The 16,290-nt window shown below is 68.0% G+C and carries 17 protein-coding genes and 4 pseudogenes; 8 read left to right on the forward strand and 13 right to left on the reverse strand.

Annotated elements, in window-relative coordinates; all coding sequences use genetic code 11:
• Positions 1-95 precede the first annotated feature (95 nt).
• From QMK30_RS34100 to QMK30_RS34110, 3 genes are all read right to left on the reverse strand, one after another.
• Positions 96-827, reverse strand: coding sequence for a right-handed parallel beta-helix repeat-containing protein (locus QMK30_RS34100; protein ID WP_283522220.1), 732 nt, complete (start codon positions 825-827; stop codon positions 96-98).
• Between the two features lie 333 nt (positions 828-1,160).
• Positions 1,161-2,015 (reverse strand): NmrA family NAD(P)-binding protein, encoded by an 855-nt coding sequence (locus QMK30_RS34105; protein WP_283522221.1) that lies wholly within the window; start codon positions 2,013-2,015, stop codon positions 1,161-1,163.
• Complete coding sequence (locus QMK30_RS34110; protein ID WP_283522222.1) at positions 2,015-2,437, reverse strand: nuclear transport factor 2 family protein; 423 nt, start codon at positions 2,435-2,437, stop codon at positions 2,015-2,017. The genes QMK30_RS34105 and QMK30_RS34110 overlap by 1 nt, the downstream gene beginning before the upstream one ends.
• Before the next feature lie 91 nt (positions 2,438-2,528).
• Here QMK30_RS34110 and QMK30_RS34115 point away from each other — a divergent pair, with 91 nt between their 5' ends.
• Positions 2,529-3,122: a TetR/AcrR family transcriptional regulator gene (locus QMK30_RS34115; protein WP_283522223.1), complete on the forward strand. Its 594-nt coding sequence runs from the start codon at positions 2,529-2,531 to the stop codon at positions 3,120-3,122.
• A gap of 129 nt (positions 3,123-3,251) precedes the next feature.
• Positions 3,252-3,590: a hypothetical protein gene (locus tag QMK30_RS34120; RefSeq protein WP_283522224.1), complete on the forward strand. Its 339-nt coding sequence runs from the start codon at positions 3,252-3,254 to the stop codon at positions 3,588-3,590.
• Positions 3,591-3,674: 84 nt separating this feature from the next.
• On the opposite strand, the gene QMK30_RS34125 is transcribed toward QMK30_RS34120, so the two are convergent.
• Positions 3,675-3,938: a hypothetical protein gene (locus QMK30_RS34125; RefSeq protein ID WP_283522225.1), complete on the reverse strand. Its 264-nt coding sequence runs from the start codon at positions 3,936-3,938 to the stop codon at positions 3,675-3,677.
• A gap of 383 nt (positions 3,939-4,321) precedes the next feature.
• On the opposite strand from QMK30_RS34125, the pseudogene QMK30_RS34130 reads away from it, so the two are divergent.
• Positions 4,322-4,795 (forward strand): annotated as a pseudogene (locus tag QMK30_RS34130) (P-loop NTPase family protein); the annotation flags it as partial.
• Between the two features lie 217 nt (positions 4,796-5,012).
• Here the strand turns inward: QMK30_RS34130 and QMK30_RS34135 are convergent.
• The gene (locus tag QMK30_RS34135) at positions 5,013-6,182 is read right to left on the reverse strand and encodes an amidase domain-containing protein (RefSeq protein ID WP_283522226.1); all 1,170 of its coding nucleotides are present in this window, start codon (positions 6,180-6,182) and stop codon (positions 5,013-5,015) included.
• A 480-nt stretch (positions 6,183-6,662) separates the two neighbouring features.
• Between QMK30_RS34135 and QMK30_RS34140 the strand changes: the two genes are divergently transcribed.
• Entirely contained in the window at positions 6,663-7,334 is a 672-nt protein-coding gene (locus QMK30_RS34140; RefSeq protein WP_283522227.1) for a formylglycine-generating enzyme family protein, read from the forward strand.
• A 68-nt stretch (positions 7,335-7,402) separates the two neighbouring features.
• On the opposite strand, the gene QMK30_RS34145 is transcribed toward QMK30_RS34140, so the two are convergent.
• From QMK30_RS34145 to QMK30_RS38595, 7 genes and pseudogenes are all read right to left on the reverse strand, one after another.
• Positions 7,403-7,738, reverse strand: coding sequence for an SgcJ/EcaC family oxidoreductase (locus QMK30_RS34145; protein WP_283522257.1), 336 nt, complete (start codon positions 7,736-7,738; stop codon positions 7,403-7,405).
• Between the two features lie 200 nt (positions 7,739-7,938).
• Positions 7,939-8,430 (reverse strand): annotated as a pseudogene (locus QMK30_RS34150) (amidase family protein); the annotation flags it as partial.
• A gap of 174 nt (positions 8,431-8,604) precedes the next feature.
• Positions 8,605-8,872 (reverse strand): annotated as a pseudogene (locus QMK30_RS34155) (BRCT domain-containing protein); the annotation flags it as partial.
• 148 nt (positions 8,873-9,020) lie between these two features.
• Positions 9,021-9,215 (reverse strand): hypothetical protein, encoded by a 195-nt coding sequence (locus QMK30_RS34160; RefSeq protein WP_283522260.1) that lies wholly within the window; start codon positions 9,213-9,215, stop codon positions 9,021-9,023.
• A 215-nt stretch (positions 9,216-9,430) separates the two neighbouring features.
• Positions 9,431-9,922 carry a M1 family aminopeptidase gene (locus QMK30_RS38585; RefSeq protein ID WP_349362143.1) on the reverse strand — a complete coding sequence of 164 codons (492 nt, stop codon included), beginning with the start codon at positions 9,920-9,922 and terminating at the stop codon, positions 9,431-9,433.
• A pseudogene (locus QMK30_RS38590) lies at positions 9,922-9,987 on the reverse strand (hypothetical protein); the annotation flags it as partial. The gene QMK30_RS38585 and the pseudogene QMK30_RS38590, both read right to left, overlap by 1 nt.
• Before the next feature lie 45 nt (positions 9,988-10,032).
• Positions 10,033-10,596 carry an alpha/beta fold hydrolase gene (locus QMK30_RS38595; RefSeq protein WP_349362141.1) on the reverse strand — a complete coding sequence of 188 codons (564 nt, stop codon included), beginning with the start codon at positions 10,594-10,596 and terminating at the stop codon, positions 10,033-10,035.
• A 45-nt stretch (positions 10,597-10,641) separates the two neighbouring features.
• Here QMK30_RS38595 and QMK30_RS34175 point away from each other — a divergent pair, with 45 nt between their 5' ends.
• Positions 10,642-10,932 (forward strand): hypothetical protein, encoded by a 291-nt coding sequence (locus QMK30_RS34175; protein ID WP_283522228.1) that lies wholly within the window; start codon positions 10,642-10,644, stop codon positions 10,930-10,932.
• A gap of 228 nt (positions 10,933-11,160) precedes the next feature.
• Here QMK30_RS34175 and cynR read toward each other — a convergent pair whose 3' ends face one another.
• Positions 11,161-12,066 carry a transcriptional regulator CynR gene (cynR, locus tag QMK30_RS34180; protein WP_283522229.1) on the reverse strand — a complete coding sequence of 302 codons (906 nt, stop codon included), beginning with the start codon at positions 12,064-12,066 and terminating at the stop codon, positions 11,161-11,163.
• Positions 12,067-12,191: 125 nt separating this feature from the next.
• Between cynR and QMK30_RS34185 the strand changes: the two genes are divergently transcribed.
• From QMK30_RS34185 to QMK30_RS34195, 3 genes are all read left to right on the forward strand, one after another.
• On the forward strand, positions 12,192-12,794 hold the full coding sequence (locus tag QMK30_RS34185; RefSeq protein WP_283522230.1) for a carbonic anhydrase: 603 nt from the start codon (positions 12,192-12,194) through the stop codon (positions 12,792-12,794).
• A gap of 97 nt (positions 12,795-12,891) precedes the next feature.
• Entirely contained in the window at positions 12,892-13,362 is a 471-nt protein-coding gene (gene cynS, locus QMK30_RS34190; RefSeq protein ID WP_283522231.1) for a cyanase, read from the forward strand.
• Between the two features lie 395 nt (positions 13,363-13,757).
• The gene (locus tag QMK30_RS34195) at positions 13,758-14,480 is read left to right on the forward strand and encodes a hypothetical protein (protein ID WP_283522232.1); all 723 of its coding nucleotides are present in this window, start codon (positions 13,758-13,760) and stop codon (positions 14,478-14,480) included.
• Positions 14,481-16,290: the final 1,810 nt, after the last annotated feature.

Raw genomic sequence — 16,290 nt, forward strand, 5'->3', positions numbered from 1 at the left:
ATACATCCGCACCGCACGCTCACGCAACTCCAGCGAGTACTTTCTGGGGGCAGCCATGGCCGATGTTCCTCTCATGAGAACCATCTGACCCTCTGTCACCATCTTCCGCATCTCGGGGGAACCTCAGTGACGCACGGGCCGATCCGGTTGTTCTCGACCAGGATGCGATCCGAACGGTCCACTCCAACCGAGTTGCCGTGGCAGCCCCAGTTGGAGTTCGCCGACCCGAGATAGACACCCTCGCCGTACTGCGGCTTGACCAGTCCGGTGTGCTCGACAACGGAGTTACGGATCACCCCGTCGGCGGAGGAGCGGCGGAAGTGCACCCCTTCCTCCTCCACGTGATGCACGTAGAGCCCGTCCAGGCGGACATGGTGCGAGTTGTCCAGGACCACGCCCTTTTTGGAATCCTTGACGGTGAATCCGTTCAGGTTCCAGTACGGCGCCGAGTACAGCCACAGTCCGTAGCCGGAATCCCAGCCGGCTGTGGGCTCCGGGCAGGTAGGCGCCTCGCCGGAGGGGCCGTCGTTGACGAGCACGGCGCTGCGTGGTCCGGTGAGAGTGATGGGTCCGGCCGCCGTGCCTGCCTTCCGGGTGGTGAAGGCTCCCCGGTATTCACCGGGTGCCATCTTGATGGTCTGTCCCGGTGCTGCCTCTGCCAGTGCGTCGGCGAGCTCGGCGGAGGTGGACACATCGACCACTGGAGCGACCTTCGCGGGTACGTGGGGGCCGGTTGCATGCGCGGGCATCCCCAATGTGCCTGCCGCGACCAGTCCGACGAACGCGGTGAGCGCCGCTTTCGCGGTCGCAGATAGTGCTCTGGACATTGGGTTCTCCTAGTGCTGTTGGGCGGTGAGCCCGACCACTGGAAGGCGAAGTGCCGGATTTCGGGAGGTGTTGCCCGCGTAGAGGCAATCCCAGCCCCCCGGGAGCCGCGGCAGTAGCCGTTGCCGCCCTTGCCCGGGGGTGAACGGGTTCTGAGCCCCGTTCGCTGTCCTCATATGTGTTCAGCATCCCGTGGGATGAGTGTCGTGCACCTTTCGGAATCTCTCTAGCCCCGGGACGCGCCAAGTTAGGAAAGTTTCCTTACCGTCATGGGTGTGAACAGAGTGTCCGTGGAGGGCGTTTCCCGCTGTGAGCGTCCGCAGGCTGTGAAGAGGTTACGGAGCGGGCGTGCGCAACTCCTGTTCCGCGAAAGCGCGGAAGCTGCGCGGTGCGCGGCCGGTGAGGCGCTGGACGGTGTCGGTGGTGCGGTCCTCGGCGCCACCGGCGATGGTGTGGTCCATGTCGGCGAGCATGGCGGCGAACTGGACGGGGATGTCGACGGTCAGACGTTGGCGCATCTGCTCGTGGGTCAGCCGGTGGTGTGTGATGGTCCGGCCGGTGACCTGGGTGAGAGTGGCGGCGATGTCGTCGTAGCTCAGTGCTTGCGGCCCGGTGAGGATCAGGTCGGTGTTCGGAGCCCGTTCGTCGGTCAGCGCGCGCACGGCGACAGCGGCGATGTCGTCGGCATCCACGAAGCCAACGCGGCCCTCGCCGGTTGCCGTCCGGATGGTCCCGTCCGCTCGTGCGGTCTGGGCGTGCGCGTGGTCGCCGGTGAAGTTCTGCATGAACCATGAGGGCCGCAGAACCGCCCACTGGGAGAACAGTCCGGGCAGGGCCTGATGAACCTGCCCTACCGCAGGGCCGCCGACGGGGATCGCCGAAGAGCTGAGTAGCACAGCGCGGTGTACTCCTGCGGTGCGGGCCTGCCGGAGGAAGGGCAGCATGACTGCTGCCGGGTCCGAAGAGCCGATCGGCGGGATGAGATAGACCTGCTCCACGCCTTCGAGGGCGCCTTCGGAGGATGTGGGGTCGTCCCAGTCGAACCGTACGGCGCGCGCGCCGTCCATGGGCGTGGCTCGCCGGCTGGCGGCCTTGACGCGCCGTCCCGCGGCGGTCAGTTGGGCGGCGACTCGGCTGCCGGTGGTGCCGGTGGCGCCGATGACCAGGGTGAACTTCTGCGAGTCGTTCATCAGTTGCTTCCTGCGAAGTCGGTGGCGGGGTTCTCCAGGGCGAGCGGGTTCCAGTAGTCGCGGTAGCCGGTGATGCGGCCGTTCTTGACGGTGACGACGGCGATGTAGGACATGTCGAAGGGGCCGCCGGTCTCCACCAGCCGGCCCACGCCGCGCATCTCCACCACGATGGTCTCCGGGGTGACCGTCTGGTGAATCTCGACGTGCGGGAAATCGTGAAGGTCGATGTGGCCGGGGTAGCCGCGCATGTACTCGGCGACGGCCGCCTTGCCCTCCAGTCGCTGCGGCCGGCCTTCCGGTGCGAAGGGGAACTCGAGGATGCCGTCCTCGTCCCACAGGTCGACCCAGGCGGCGAGGTTCTTGTCCAGCAGCAGTTGCAGGCCGTGTAGGTACAGGTCTGCCGGTGCGGTGTTCGTGGTCATGGCGTGCTCCGTCCCGTAGAATACGGACCCGGGGTCCGCTTCGTGGCGTGAACGATACGGACCATGGGTCCGTTTGGCGAGGAGGGGTCGTATGCCGGAACGCAAGCCGCGCGCGGACGCCACGCGCAATCGAGAGGCCGTCCTCGCGGCCGCCGACAAGCTCTTTACCAGTCGCGAGAGCCCGGGGGTGGTCACTATGGCCGACATCGCGGCGGCAGCCGGTGTCGGCAAGGCGACGCTCTTCCGCGGATTCGGTGACCGCACTGGCCTGATCCAAGCGCTGTACGAGATGCGGCTCGCACCCATCAGGATCGCCGCCGAAGAAGGGGCGCCACCTCTGGGGCCCGCCACCCCGCCGCTCCAGCGCGTACCCGCTCTCCTTGACGCGGTCCTGTGCTTCAAGCTGGACAACCGTCACCTCGCCCTGGCGCTGGAGGGAACCGGCAGCGACAGCCCTTATGAGGCAGAGCACTACGAGCGGTGGCACGGCACGCTCCAGGCCGCGTTGGAGGGGATCCCCGGACTCACTCACAGCGATTTCATTGCGCATGCTCTGCTCGCCGCGACGCGCGCCGATCTCGTCGAACATCTCGTCGGCGCGAAGGGGATGACCCGCGAGCAGATGCGGGCGCACTTGGCGGCCCTCACCACCAGAGTCCTGGAATCCGGTGCGACACGGGATTGAGCAAGATGCGGGGTTGAACAGGGCGCGGGAGCGAAACAACTCGGCTGGCTGGGCTCGGCCGGGCTGTTCCAGGTGCTGTCACCCGGTCGGGACGAGGGGCGGGATGATTGGCGTGTGGATCTCATAGGCATGAGCGAGCGTGAGTACTGGGCCAACCTCGCCAAACGGCAGGGCATGTATCTCGAGCGGATTTCGCTCACCGCCGTGCAAGCGTATGTGGATGGATACGACGCTCATGCCCGGCGCTACGGCGGTCCAGGGCTTGATGGCTGGCGTGAGTGGCTGGTGGCCCGCCGCGGCCGCGACTGCAGCCACGTCTGGTGGGGCCTGGTTCGCCACATTGCTCTCCCGCACGGCTGGGACCATCGCCAGCTGACGCCGGGGCAGGAAGAGCGAGTTGTCCAAGTGCTCTTCGCGCTGCTCGATGAATTCCTCGCGGAGCGAGAGGCGGCGAGGGGCGTATTTTGACCCTCCCGTCCGGTAGCCGACACACCCATCCACCGGGTCAGCGCTCGGCGTCGGCGCTCTCCTGGAATTCGGTCGCCGCGCCGGTCATCGCGGCCACTCCGGGGAGTCATTGGCGAGTCGCACGGTGAACCAGCAGCGTGAGCACAGGTCGAGCCAGCGCGGCCCGGCCGTGGAGGAATTGACGATCACGGCGCAGACGGCCGGTGCGCCGCAACCGAGGCACGAATGGTCCTCGTCGCGGACCCGGTCGGTCAGCTCGCTCCCGCTCGCATCGGTCGGCGCGGCGGCGAGCAGCTCAGGCTCAGCGGCGATCAGCAGGAGAAGCCCGGTTGCGGATACGGCGTCCATCTACGGCTCCTCCGGGGCGGCCCGGGCGGGACGGAACCCCGGGGGACTGTCCCGTACGGGGGCGATGCGCAGCGGCTCATCGGTCACGGTTCTCCAATTCGACGGTCGCTGATCAGAACCTGGCGATCGGGGTGGCGAGGCGCTCCGGGCGCAGGTGGGAATCGTCTTCGTCGGCGACGTACCGGCATATTCAGTCTTCGCACTCCTCCAGCTTGTCAAACTCTGCGAGTGAGCAGTCCTGGAAGTGGTCGGCCACGCTCTCCTGCCACGGGCGGCGCGCGAACGGCGTCCTCGCCTCGCCCGACGGGGGCCGCGCACCGGTGGTCCGGCATCGCGGAACGGGGTATGGATGAGAAGTAAAGAAAGACGCGAATGGCCGGTTCGTGCACGTCCGGAGTGCGAGAGAGCACAACCTGCGGAATGTCGCCGTCGACGTCCCGCGGGACGCGATGGTGGCATTCACCGGGGTTTCCGGTTCCGGCAAGTCTCCTCTCGATTTCGGCACGCTCTACGCCGAGGCCCAGCGCCGACACTTCGAGTCCGTCGCACCGTACGCCCGCCGGCTGCTTCAACAGGTTGGTGCACCGCATGTCCAGGAGATCACCGGGCTGCCACCGGCAGTGGCCCTGCAGCAGCGCCGCGGGGCGCCCGGCGTACGGTCGACGGTCGGTACCCTCACCAGGCTGTCCAACCTGCTGCGGATGCTCTACTCGCGCGCCGGGACCTACCCGCCAGGGGCCCCACGACTGGAGGCCGAGGCATTCTCGCCCAATACCGTGGCCGGCGCCTGCCCGCGGTGCCACGGACTGGGGCTCGTCCACGACATCGCCGAGGACCTGCTCGTCCCGGACACGTCTGAGCATCGGTGACGGCGCATCGCGGCCTGGCCTGAACTGTGTGCTTCGGCCTGGCGCCTTCTGTGTGCCCCGGCTGTCCAGCTGAGGCGCGCGGAAGGCGTTCGGCGCTGGGGTGTACGGTCCCGAGGCCCGAATCCGTCAAGCGGCGCACGGCACTTGACGGATCCGGGCGTCCGGCCGGTGGCCGGCCTCCCGCGGGTGCGAGACCCGCGACCTGTCAGGTGCGGTAGGCGTAGTAGTTCGCCGTCGGGTAGGACGCGACGAGACTCGCTATCGACTTCCGGTAGGTGTTGTTGGAGTGGTACGTCACGTACGGCGTACCTGACCGGTTCCGGTACGAGACCAGCATGGTGTGGTCCTTCGACCCGTTCCGGTCGAAGTCCACCTGGAGTACGTCGCCGACACCCATCTCCCACACGTTGGAGAGGTTGGTCGTGCGCTTGCTGGAGAGGGCGAACCAGGACCACTCGTTGACGCCCACCCAGGAGAGGGTGTTACCGAGGGTCGGGTCGCTCCACCACTTGCGGTAGTCGTCCCAGGAGCCGGGCGCGTGCTTCCAGCCGCCCGCCTTCAGAGCCTGGCTGACGAAGTTGGTGCAGTCACCGCCGGCGCCGGCACCGTCGTACGACGGATAAGCGGGGTTGTAGTTGCTCCAGTACTTTTCCGCGTACGTCGCCATGGCCGCGTAGTTGTAGCCGTTGGGGTTCGTGGTCGGCTTCGCCGCCGGCACTCGCGAGGGCCGCGTGGTGGTGGCTCTGGTGGCGGCCGGAAGATCGTCGGCGGCGGTCGCCTTGACCATCGGCGCCTTCAGCGGTGCGTTGACCGCCGACAGGCCGGTGTCCGTTGAGCGTATGCCGGTCAGCGCCCATGTGCCGCCCGCCGCCTGGGCGAAGGTGAGCTCGTGATGCGCCTGGAACCCGGTCGTGCCGGGCTCGTTGCCACGTATCTTCTTGTACGTGAGCGTGGTGGTCTCGGTCACCCGGACCGTGGCCTTGGCGTCGCGCACCTTGGTGTTGTTCACTGTCACCTTGGTGTCGGCGGCGCTGTACGCCTCGCCCAGGTCGCGGAGCCGCTCCTTACGGTCACGCAACGAGGACTGGGCGCCGCCCTCCGACCGGAACAAACCCGGGGACAGGTGTACTTGGCGTTCCGCGGGCGGTGTCGACCGCCGCGTCTGCCGGTTGTCCAGCAGGGCCGTCGTACGGTCCGTCAGCACAGCATCCGTAAGCCGCCCGAAGGACTCGCGGGTGGCACGGTCGACCGTGCCACTGGCGGTCGGAGCGGCAGGCTCGTGCCATGAGGCACCCGCTGTGGCGGGCAGTACGACAGCTGCGGCTGCGACCGCCAACACGCTGCCGACAGTGGCCCTGAACGTCGATCTCTTCACGAAGGCTCTCCCCTTGTCACCCCGGTCTGCGCACGGACCGGGGGACGGAATCTTCGCATGAACTGATGCGATGTGAAGGGCTGGTGTGGGTTGCGGAATTGCCACAAGATGCCGGTGGGCCGATTCGGCGCGTCCTGGGCCGGGTGCTGTCGCGCCGGTCACGCGCCGTTCCATCGCCTCAACTCCCCGCACCCAGCGGGTGCCTGTGGCGGTGAGCGAGTCCTTCGGCTTCGGCGGCCACAATGCCGCACCGGTCCTCGGCGCGATGTAGCGCCGAAGTGCACGGCCGACCGACCCGGAATCGTGGTACCTCGGTCCGTCCTCCGGCCCCCCGGCAACGGCCGGTGGACGGAGGGCGGAGCGCGGAGGTCGGAGGTCGGACTGAGAACGTACAACTGGCGCGCGTACGGCTGCTGGGGGAGTCGGCGGAAGCCCTGCCGTACGGGCGTCCATATCAGGTCCCGGTAGGGTCGCCTCATTATGGACACTATTACAGCGACGATGATCGCCATCCCACCGGGGCAGGTGACCCTGTCGGACCGGCGCACACAGCGCAGTTGGTCGGTCGACCTCGCCCCCTACCAGCTGGCGGCGTTTCCTGTCACCCAGAAGCTGTACGCACAGGTCACCGGAGCGCGGTCGGCTACGGCCCATGGGGACGAGCTGCCCGTCGAGAACATTTCCTGGTGGGACGCGGTCCGCTTCTGCAACGCGCTGTCCGAGCGCGACGGGCTCGCGCTCGCCTACCACCTCCCTGCTGACGGTGAGAAGATCGAGTGGGATGCCACCGCCGACGGGTACCGGCTGCCGACCGAAGCCGAGTGGGAACACGCCTGTCGTGCCGGTACGACAGGACCGCACTACGGGCCGCTCGATGAGATCGCCTGGTACCGCGGAAACTCGGACGGGCGCATCCACAAGGTGGGTGGCAAGCAGGCCAACCCGTGGGGCCTGTACGACATGCTCGGCAACGTCTGGGACTGGTGCTGGGACACCTACGACGTCGAGGTCTACGGCGCCTACCGGGTCCTGCGTGGTGGTGGCTGGTTCGACGAGCACTGGAGCTGCCGGGCCTCGGCGCGGCGCCGCAGCCACCCCACCTTCCAGGTCGACGACGTAGGCTTCCGCGTCGCGCGTTCCGTTGTGCGCTGAGAATGTCGGCTGCCGGCTGTCTCCTTGAAGACACCGTGACTTTTTCGCGTGGCGCCGACGGCGGGCGCTCACTGGATCGGTGTTGTCTGAGCCAGGGCAATACGCCAGTCGTCGCCCTGGCGGACCATGACATAGGTCATGGCACCGGCCAGGGGCAGCTCAGCTGGGCCCTCCGTCCCGAAGCGTTCGTCGTGGACGGTCTTGGTCAGGCTCACGATGGCGACGTCAGGTGTGGCGAACCGGATGTCATTTACCTCCAGCTCGGTCCGGATGTCCCTGAGGGGCGAGGAGAGAGCCTCGGCCATGGCTGAAGCGAACGTCTCACGATCGTAGAGGCGCCGCCCGGCAAAGTTGATGAGTACCAGGTCCGAGGTGTGCAGTCCCGGCAGCACGTCCGGGTCGATCTGCGCCTCCTGGGTCGCGCGACGAGTTCGCGGATCCGCTTCTTGTCGGCGTCGATGGTGGGGTAAGTCGAGTCAGCGGTTTTCATGAGGAAAACCTAGAACCTCAAGTGGAGTTGAAGTCAACCGGCTGTGCTGATCCGGCTCGGCGCCCACCTGCTGGAGCGCCTGACGGCAAGGCCCTCGCATACGGGCGCGGGGGCTCAGCCGGTCCGGTCCATGGGCCTCGGCTCAACCGGTGTGAATACTCCGAGCCGGTCCTCGATCGCCTGCGCCGCGTCCAGGCACAGGTCCTCCCGGAACGCGCGCCCGACAAACTGCACCCCGGTGGGGAGCCCGTCGACCACCCCGGTCGGCACGGCCACACCGGGCACACCAACGAAGCTGGTCACGGTGCACAGACGCATTGCCGACCCGACCCGGTCCCTGCCTGCCCTGTCACGCGACTCCAGCCCCGGCTCGACCGGTGGCTCGGTGAAGATCTGGCCGAGCAACAGCGGTTATTCTTCGAGGAATTCGGCCCACGAGCGGCGGATGTTCATCCAGGTGCCCGTCAGCTTTATGAACTCGTCCGCGCTTGCGGGCGGGGTCCGCTCCATCGCCTTCTCGATATAGCGGTCCCCGCCTCTGCCGAGCAGCTTGCGCACCGCCGGCCAGGTCGGGGCGAACTCGGTCACCGTGATCCGGCCGTACGCCGCAGGAGGCGCAGGACGTCCTGCATGCGCACCTGAGCAGCCTCTGAGAGTGACCGACCCGGCCTCCTCGCACCGCCTGAAACATTCCGGGCGGCCTCTGACTCGCCGTGCATCGTGAGGGGCGCCGGCCTGCGTGCGTCGCCGCGTACGGTGTGTGCCCGCGTCCCCTCCGGGTCAGCCGGTCTGGTCGAGGAGGCTCTTCACCAGGTCGGCGAACTCGTCCGGGGTCACGATTCGGGTGCCCACCCGCTCGGCCTTCTCTCTCTTCGATCCCGAGCCCTCGCCTGCGACGAGCAGCGAGGTGCGCTTCGAGACGCTGGAGGACGACTTGCCGCCGGCCCGCTCGATGAGTTCGTTTCATCTGGTTGCGTGAGAGCTTTTCCAGCGGTCCGGTCATGGCACCTGTGACCACAACGGTCATCCCACCGAGCGTACCCGCGTCCGCAGCGCCCCCGCCCTCGGTGACCCCGTCCTCTCGGGCGGAGGTCCTGGCCCCCCGGTGCTTCCCGGCCGCTGTGCAAGGATCGTGCGGGTGGCGACCTGGGCCGTGCGGACGGGGGAGTGACGCTGGGGCAACCGGGGTCAGAGAGTCATTCCGTGCCGCCCGTCCCGAGGGGCCGCCGCCCCTCGGGGTGCTCAGCGCTGTGTGCGCGCGAGGTCTCCACGCCCCCCGGACTGGCATCGCCCGCCCGCTCCGCGACGGTCCGGCCCTGGGGAAACAGTTGCTCATGGTCACGGCTGACGGGGCGTGGCCCGGTGCCCAGCTCGCGGCGCTTGGTGCTCATTGACGCAGTCTGCCGCACTCGTGCGCGCGGCGCTCCGGTGGGGCGTTGGACGTACCGTCGCAGGTACGTGGGTACGTGCACCTGCCTGGCAGGGTTCCGGGCGGATCCGTGCCGTGTCTCTCTTGCGCGCCAAGTGGAGGGCGTTCAGAAAAGCAAGTTGGCCCCGGATCGATCCGGAGCCAACCGCAGGCTGCGTTCGGTGAGCCGGGTGGAGGTCAGAGGGTCGCGCTGACCTTTTCCTTCGGGGTGTTCACCTGGTCGCGTCGTGCGGCGGCGGGCTTCGGCGGAGTGACGGTCCAGTCCGGGCGGCCGGGCATCCGCGGCGTCTTCGTGCCGTACAGCCACTTGTTGAGGAATCCGGACAGGTCCTGGCCGGAGATCTCGGCGGCCACTGCGATGTAGTCCTGGGTGGAGGCACTGGAAGTGCGGTGCCGGTCAAGGAAAGCATGCTCGATCCGGCGGAAGACATCTTGGCCGACCAGGTTCCAGAGGGCGTAGAGGACCAGCGTGCCACCGGTGTATCGCTGGCCGTGGAAGGGGTCCGCCGTCGGGGATGCGACCGGGCCGGCGTCGATCCGCCACTGGTGGCCGCGGGAGTAGACGTCCTTCATCCGGGCTTCCATAGTGACCAGGCCGAGGTGATCGGTCCAGCCGCGCTCGTAGCGGTAGAGCAGGCCGTGTAGTCCGCGTGGCCCTCGTTGAGCCACAGGTCGGCCCAGCTGGCCGGTGAGGCGAGGTTGCCGAACCAGGTGTGGACCAGCTCGTGCATCATGTGTGAGCCGACCAAGTGTTCTTTCTGGAGCAGGTAGTTCGGTTTCTAGATGGTGAGCGTCTGCGTTTCCAGGCCCGTGAAGTCGAGGCGTCCGGGGCGTCGGTATTGGCGGGCAGGATGCCGTATGCCTCGAAGGGGTAACGGCCCAGGTGCTTTTCCAGTCAGGTGAGTTGATGGGGCGTCAGGGTGAGGGCGGGCTCCAGCGCGGCGGCTCTCGCGGTCGGTACGACGTCGCGCAGCCGCACCGCTCGGTCCCGGCCGCTCGACGATCTGGTAGTCGCCGACGGTGACTTGGATGACCTCGGTGGCGATCGGGTCGACCGAGCGGTACGTGACCGTGGTGGTGCCGTCGGTGATCGCTTCCAGGGCGGCGAACGCCGCCGGGAACCACAGCTCGTTCTTGCGCGGCAGCGCGAGCTCACGTCGTGTCTCCCCGGTGATCGCAATGCCGACAGCTCGGGTGCTCGGGCTGATCAGGGCGAGCTTGCTGACCTGTTCCGGGTAGCGGCCTGCGTACTGCGTGACGATGTTCGTGCCGGCGCAGTGGCCGAGCAGGTTCATCCGGCGGAGTCCGAGGTGTGCGCGCAGCGCCTCGATGTCGTCGACCAAGCGGTCGCAGCGCCGAGGTAGCGGGAGTCGGTGGGACCTCCCGGGATGCAGACGACAGAGGCCTTCCACGGCGCTGCCCGTTGCACCCCCTGCGTCCACGCCATCGCCCGTGGAAAGAAGCGCTTCACGCCGCAGAACGTCGACGAGCTGCGACGCCTCCTCGAAGAGGACCTGCGCCTGCATCGGGTTGAGTTGCCCGGCAGCTACCGGAAGGCCTACGACGAGATCAGCCGCGGCCTCGACGTCCCCTCGAACGTGACTGCCACCGCATCGGCATCTGTACGTCGCGCCCTCGCATGCCAGATCCAGCGCGACCGGCTCAGGGGCGACGCGTAAGCCCCGAGGGCACGGGTACGCCGGACAGTAGGTCGGCGGACCGCGAGCAAACGCCCGGACCGACGTCCACGTGCTTGCCGGAGTCGACGGACCGCAGGCAATCGCCGGGACCGACGTTCACGTGCTTTCCATCACCGGTACATCGAATCGGTGCTGCGTGGCTCGGACACGGGAAATCCTGCCAAGTTCCCCCGGTGGGGGCAGGTGTTGCCGCGCGGTCGGTGCTGCTCAGGCGAGGGTGTAGCCACGGGCGCGGATGAGGGTGTCGGTGAGTCGGGTGAAGGCGTGGGCGGCTGCGCTCTGGTACGCGTTCTCGCGACGGAGCAGGGCCACCGTGCGGGAGGGCATGGCCGGGGTCAGCGCGAGCGGGGTCAGGAGTGGATGGTCGTGGGTGACGGCGTCGGGCAGGACCGTGGCGAGATCGGTGCGCTGGACGAGCTCGGTGAGCGCCTGGAGCGAGTTGGCCTCCACCGCGATGTGCGGCCGTACCCGGTGGGCTGCGAGGTAGGCGTCGATGTGGGAGCGGGTGGCGAAGTCGGTGCTCAGCAGCGCCAGGGGACGTGTCGCCAGGTCGGACACGGGCAGTGGTTCACGCTTCCCCGCCTGCAGGGTGTGGGCGGCGACAACGAGGCCGAGGTGTTCGGTGAACAGCGGTGTCGCGGTGATGCCGGGCAGATGGGTTCCGTGGAAGGCGATCGCGAGGTCCAGGTCGTCGGCCAGCAGCCCTGCTTCGATGCGCTCCTGCGGCATCACCTGCACGTTCACCGCGATGCCCGGGTGGGCGGTGCGGAGGTCGGCCAGGAGCGGGCCCAGCAGGTACGCGGTGAAGGTGGGCGTCAGCGCGAGGCGCAGGCAGCCACGAGAGAGGTCGGCGACATCCTGGACGGCCCGCTGCGCCGCCGCCAGGTCACCCAGCGCGCGCCGGGCGTGGTGGACGTAGGTCTCGCCGGCGTCGGTGAGCCGTACGGTACGGCCGCTGCGGTCGAGCAGCTGCGCGCCCACCGTTCGCTCCAACTGCTTGATCTGGTGGGACAGGGTGGGTTGGGAGATCCGCAGGTCCTCGGCGGCGCGGGTGAAGCTGCCGTGCTCGGCGACGCCGAGGAGGTAGCGAAGGTGACGCAGTTCCAGAGCCATGACCACAACTATAGATGTGGTCGATAGTAGGCATGCCTAGCATGTCTTGGACTCTATAGGTACTGGTCATGCATGGTGGAAAACGTCAGCCCCACGGGGTGGATCCCAGCACATGGGGAGCGACCATGCACGACCTCTCCGAGGGCGTCGCGCGTTTCCAGCACGATGTCTTCCCCGCCAAGGCGGAGCTCTTCGCAGACCTGGCCGCCACACACCGGCCCACGACGCTTTTCATCAGCTGTTCCGATGCCCGGGTGGTGCCGGAACTGATCACCCAGAGCGAGCCGGGTGACCTGTTCGTCATCCGTACCGCAGGCAACCTCGTCCCCGCCTACACCCCCGGCCCGGACGGGGTGGCGGCGAGCATCGAGTACGCCGTCGCTGTCCTGGGCGTCACCGACATCGTGGTGTGCGGGCACTCCGCCTGCGGCGCGATGACCGCCCTGGCTGAACACCACGACCTCAGCGCCGCTCCGGCGATCGCCGACTGGCTCCGCCACGCCGACGCCGCCCTCGCTCGAACCACCGACCTTGCCGGTGGCCAGGACGTGCCCGCTCTGGTGCGGGAGAACGTGACGGCCCAACTGGCCAACCTGGCCACCCACCCCTCCGTGGCCCGTGCGCGCGCCACGAACGCGGTGACTCTGCACGGCTGGGTCTACGACATCCCCACCGGCACTGTCGAACAAATCGGTACCGCCGGCGGCCCGGTCGCGCTCGCGGCCTGACCGGTCCTCACCGTTTCCCGCCGTTTCCCGCCGTTCCCACCCGGCCGTTCCCCGCTCGGAGGACGGCACCCGCTTCCCGAAAAGGACGTTCTTCCTCATGGTGCACGCTCAGTTCAACTCCACCGTCCGTGAGCAGCTTGCCGTCGCCGCCGTCGAGGCCAAGGTGCGCAAGGATCTGTCCTGGCAGCAGATCGCCGATGTCACCGGCCTGTCCGTCGCCTTTGTCACCGCAGCCGTGCTCGGCCAGCATCCCCTGCCCGAGAACGCGGCGAAGGCCGTCGCCGAGCTCCTGAGCCTGGACGAGGACGCCTCGATGTGGCTGCAGACCATCCCCACCCGCGGCTCCATCAGCGGTGGCATTCCTACCGACCCGACGATCTACCGCTTCTACGAGATGCTCCAGGTCTACGGCACGACCCTCAAGGCTCTGGTCCACGAGCAGTTCGGCGACGGCATCATCTCCGCCATCAACTTCACACTCGATGTCACGAAGGTCGCCGACCCCGACGGTGGCGAGCGTGCCGTGATCATCCTGGACGGCAAGTACCTCCCCACCAAGCCCTTCTGACCCCGCTACCCACCTGATGAAACCCGGGTCGGCCGAACCGTCACGGCGTGGCCGTCCCACCCGTTTCCGGTGGTTGTGTCTCTGGAGTCCTTCTATGCTGCCTGCGTACAGGATGCGCAGCGTGGGGAGTGCGACGTGAGTGGCAACGGGGGCGGCGGAGCGTGGGGCCCGTATCCGGGACCGAGTGGGCCGCCGGGTAACGGCTGGCCTCCGCACCCCGGACCGTACGGCCCACCGCCTCCGCACCCCGGACCGCCTCCGCAGTGGCAAGGACCTCCCCAACCCTATCCGTACGGGCCGCAGGGGTGGCTGCCGCAGGGTGGGTGGCCCCCGGCTCCTCCTCCGCCCCCTCGGCCTCCGACGCGCCTCCGACGCGCGTGCGGCGGATCTGGCGGGTGAGCAACCCGATCGGGCTCGGCAGGCGCGCTTTCACCCCGTCGCGTGCGGGGCGGGTGGAGGACCTGGCGGTCCGCCGGATTCAGTTGATCCGTACGTTCGTCGGTTTCGCTGCGGTCATCTGGCTCGCGGTGTCCTACCAGTTGGTCTCCTCCGCCGACGGGCTGCTGGACGACCGCATGAACGAGGTGTGGAACAGCGTTCTGGTGATGGCGGTGACATTTCCGTTCGTCGTGGGGGTTTTCGTCGCCCTGTCGCGGCCGCTGAACCGACGTCTGTTCCTGCGGCGCGCCCTCAAGCCGGTGGGCGGGATGCTGACACTGTTCGGTTCGGTCTTCATGGTGGTGCTTCTGGCGATCGAGGACCTGAGAGAGGTGCGCGCCGATCTGCTTCCGCGGAACGAGTACGTCCAGCTCCTCGGACTCCTGTTTCTGCTCGTGTGGTGGCTGCCCTTCGTCCTCTACGGCGTCGTGATGTCCAGCGTGACCGTGTTCCGAACGGCGGACATTCACGAGCTGGTACCGCCGCTGCTGGCCACGGCGCTGGTGTGGGAGCTCGCGCTCATCGACCTGTTCGCCGGCTCCTACGAAGGAGTCCCGTTCGGCACCCGGCTGTTGTTCACCCTGGGCGCCCCGATCTCCGTCACCGCGGTCACCATGTGGGAAATCCGCCGCCTGCGCACCCGCCACGGCATCACCCTGCGCGGCGCCCTGCTGCGCTGATCCGGCTCGACTCCTCCCCTTTTGGAGAGGGGGGAGTCAAGCCTGGAATCGTGCCACTGCGGCTCTGACCTCGATGTCATAGGCGCCGTTGGCCTCCGCGCCGTGGAATTGGGGAACCTGGTGCATACTCCTCTGCCCCAGGGAAGTCCCCAGGCCTGAGTCTCCCCGGCTCGGCGTCCTCTCTTCCCGCCCCTCGGGGCCTGGGGAGGTTGCGTCGTCTCCGGGGGCCGACCGGTCCGCTTGCGCGGAGAGCCAGGACGGAACGGTCGCCGCGCAGTCGTTGGTCAGCATTGAGGAGGCGACGATGAGCCCGCTCACGGCGCTCACTCCCAACGTCCCGGTGAAGCGGCTCGATTTGATGAGAAGGCGCGGCCGACCACGGCCTTTTGCCCATGCGTGAGTGCGTTCGGCGGCAAGAGGTCTTTCGGCGACAGACCGCCGGGTCGCAGACACATCGTCCGGCGACCGTGCTGTGCCTGGTCTGCCCGCGGTCACGTCCGTTCCGACCGGGTGACTGACCGGCCCCTGCCAGGGGCCGGGGTGTGCGCCGGTGTTGTGGTCCTTGTCCCTGGATGATGGCGGGCATATGTCCTGCTCCGCCGCCACTTCGTTCGCAGGCTGCATCGTTGGTGGGTCCGCGCTACGTGCCCACAGCGGTTCCACCGCAACAGCTGTCCTTGCCGTATGCGGGGCCCACTCGGTTGAGGGAGGGCAGGCACCCGCCAATCCGGCTGTGCTCCCCTGCGGCGCGAGCGGCGGCCGGGACGCGAAGGCGCTCAGAAGGTCCATGGTCGCGTCCAGATCCGATGTGCGCGGGGAGCGCCCGAACCACGACGCACTACCTGCGTCTTCCTGTTCCTTTACCGCTTCCGGTAGACCCGGGACACCCTCGCGGAGCTCCGTGCGGGCAGCATCCAGGGAATCCAATACCTGCTGGAACGACTCCGTGATCGAAGAATCCGCTGTGGGCACCCAACGCGGAGCTTGCTGAGGTGCAGCACCGTCGACAGTCACCATCAATCCTCCTCAACCGACATTTCCGGAATATCCAGTAGTGGGCAGGCGGTGATCGTCCATCCATGGACGGACGATCATCAGAGCGGCAGAGTCCGGATTCCCGATCGGCCCCGCCCGAGCCGTTCGGATCCGGATGAGCTGCTGATCCATACGCACGGCAGGCGAAGTTGTCTCAAGTGGTTCTTGAGACCCGCAGCACAATTCGGCTCTCTCCGGCCCGCATCAGGTGCTGACCCTGACCGGCCTCCCCTCCCAGCCCCTGGGCACCGACATGGCCGGGGCAGTCCAACGCGCCCTCGCCGAACAGCCCCGCCGTTCGACGAGGATGAGGACCGTGCCAGGGAGGAGCGGGTGTACGAGCAGGCGCGTGCGGTGGCATCTACCCCTCCGTATGACGGGCCGGGTCTTCCAGGACCCCGCTGGTGTGGAACGTCCCCACGGCGGCGCCCTACCCGATGCCTCCGCTGAGGCGGCGTGCCTGACGTTCCCACAACTGGGGGTCGCGTCGGTGTGCCGCTCGTAGGCCTGGCGCCGGCCGTCCGGGATCAGGCGCAGACGTTCGTCGGGGAGAGGTCTGCTGTTGGCTGCGGCCCACGCAAGGATTTCCTCGAAGTCGTGGGCCGGAGAGCCCATGATCGCGTACTCGGGAAGGGTGTCTCCGGCCAGTAGCGGTGGCGCTCCTCGCGCGGCCCGAACACCCTGGAGGCGGATGCCCCAGCGGTACATGGGGTCGAGGAAGAGGACGCCGCCGTACTGGAACTGGATCTCCGCGCCGCGGACGGTGCCGGCCGCC

This window comes from Streptomyces sp. H27-C3 (assembly GCF_030063415.1).
Lineage (GTDB): Bacteria > Actinomycetota > Actinomycetes > Streptomycetales > Streptomycetaceae > Streptomyces.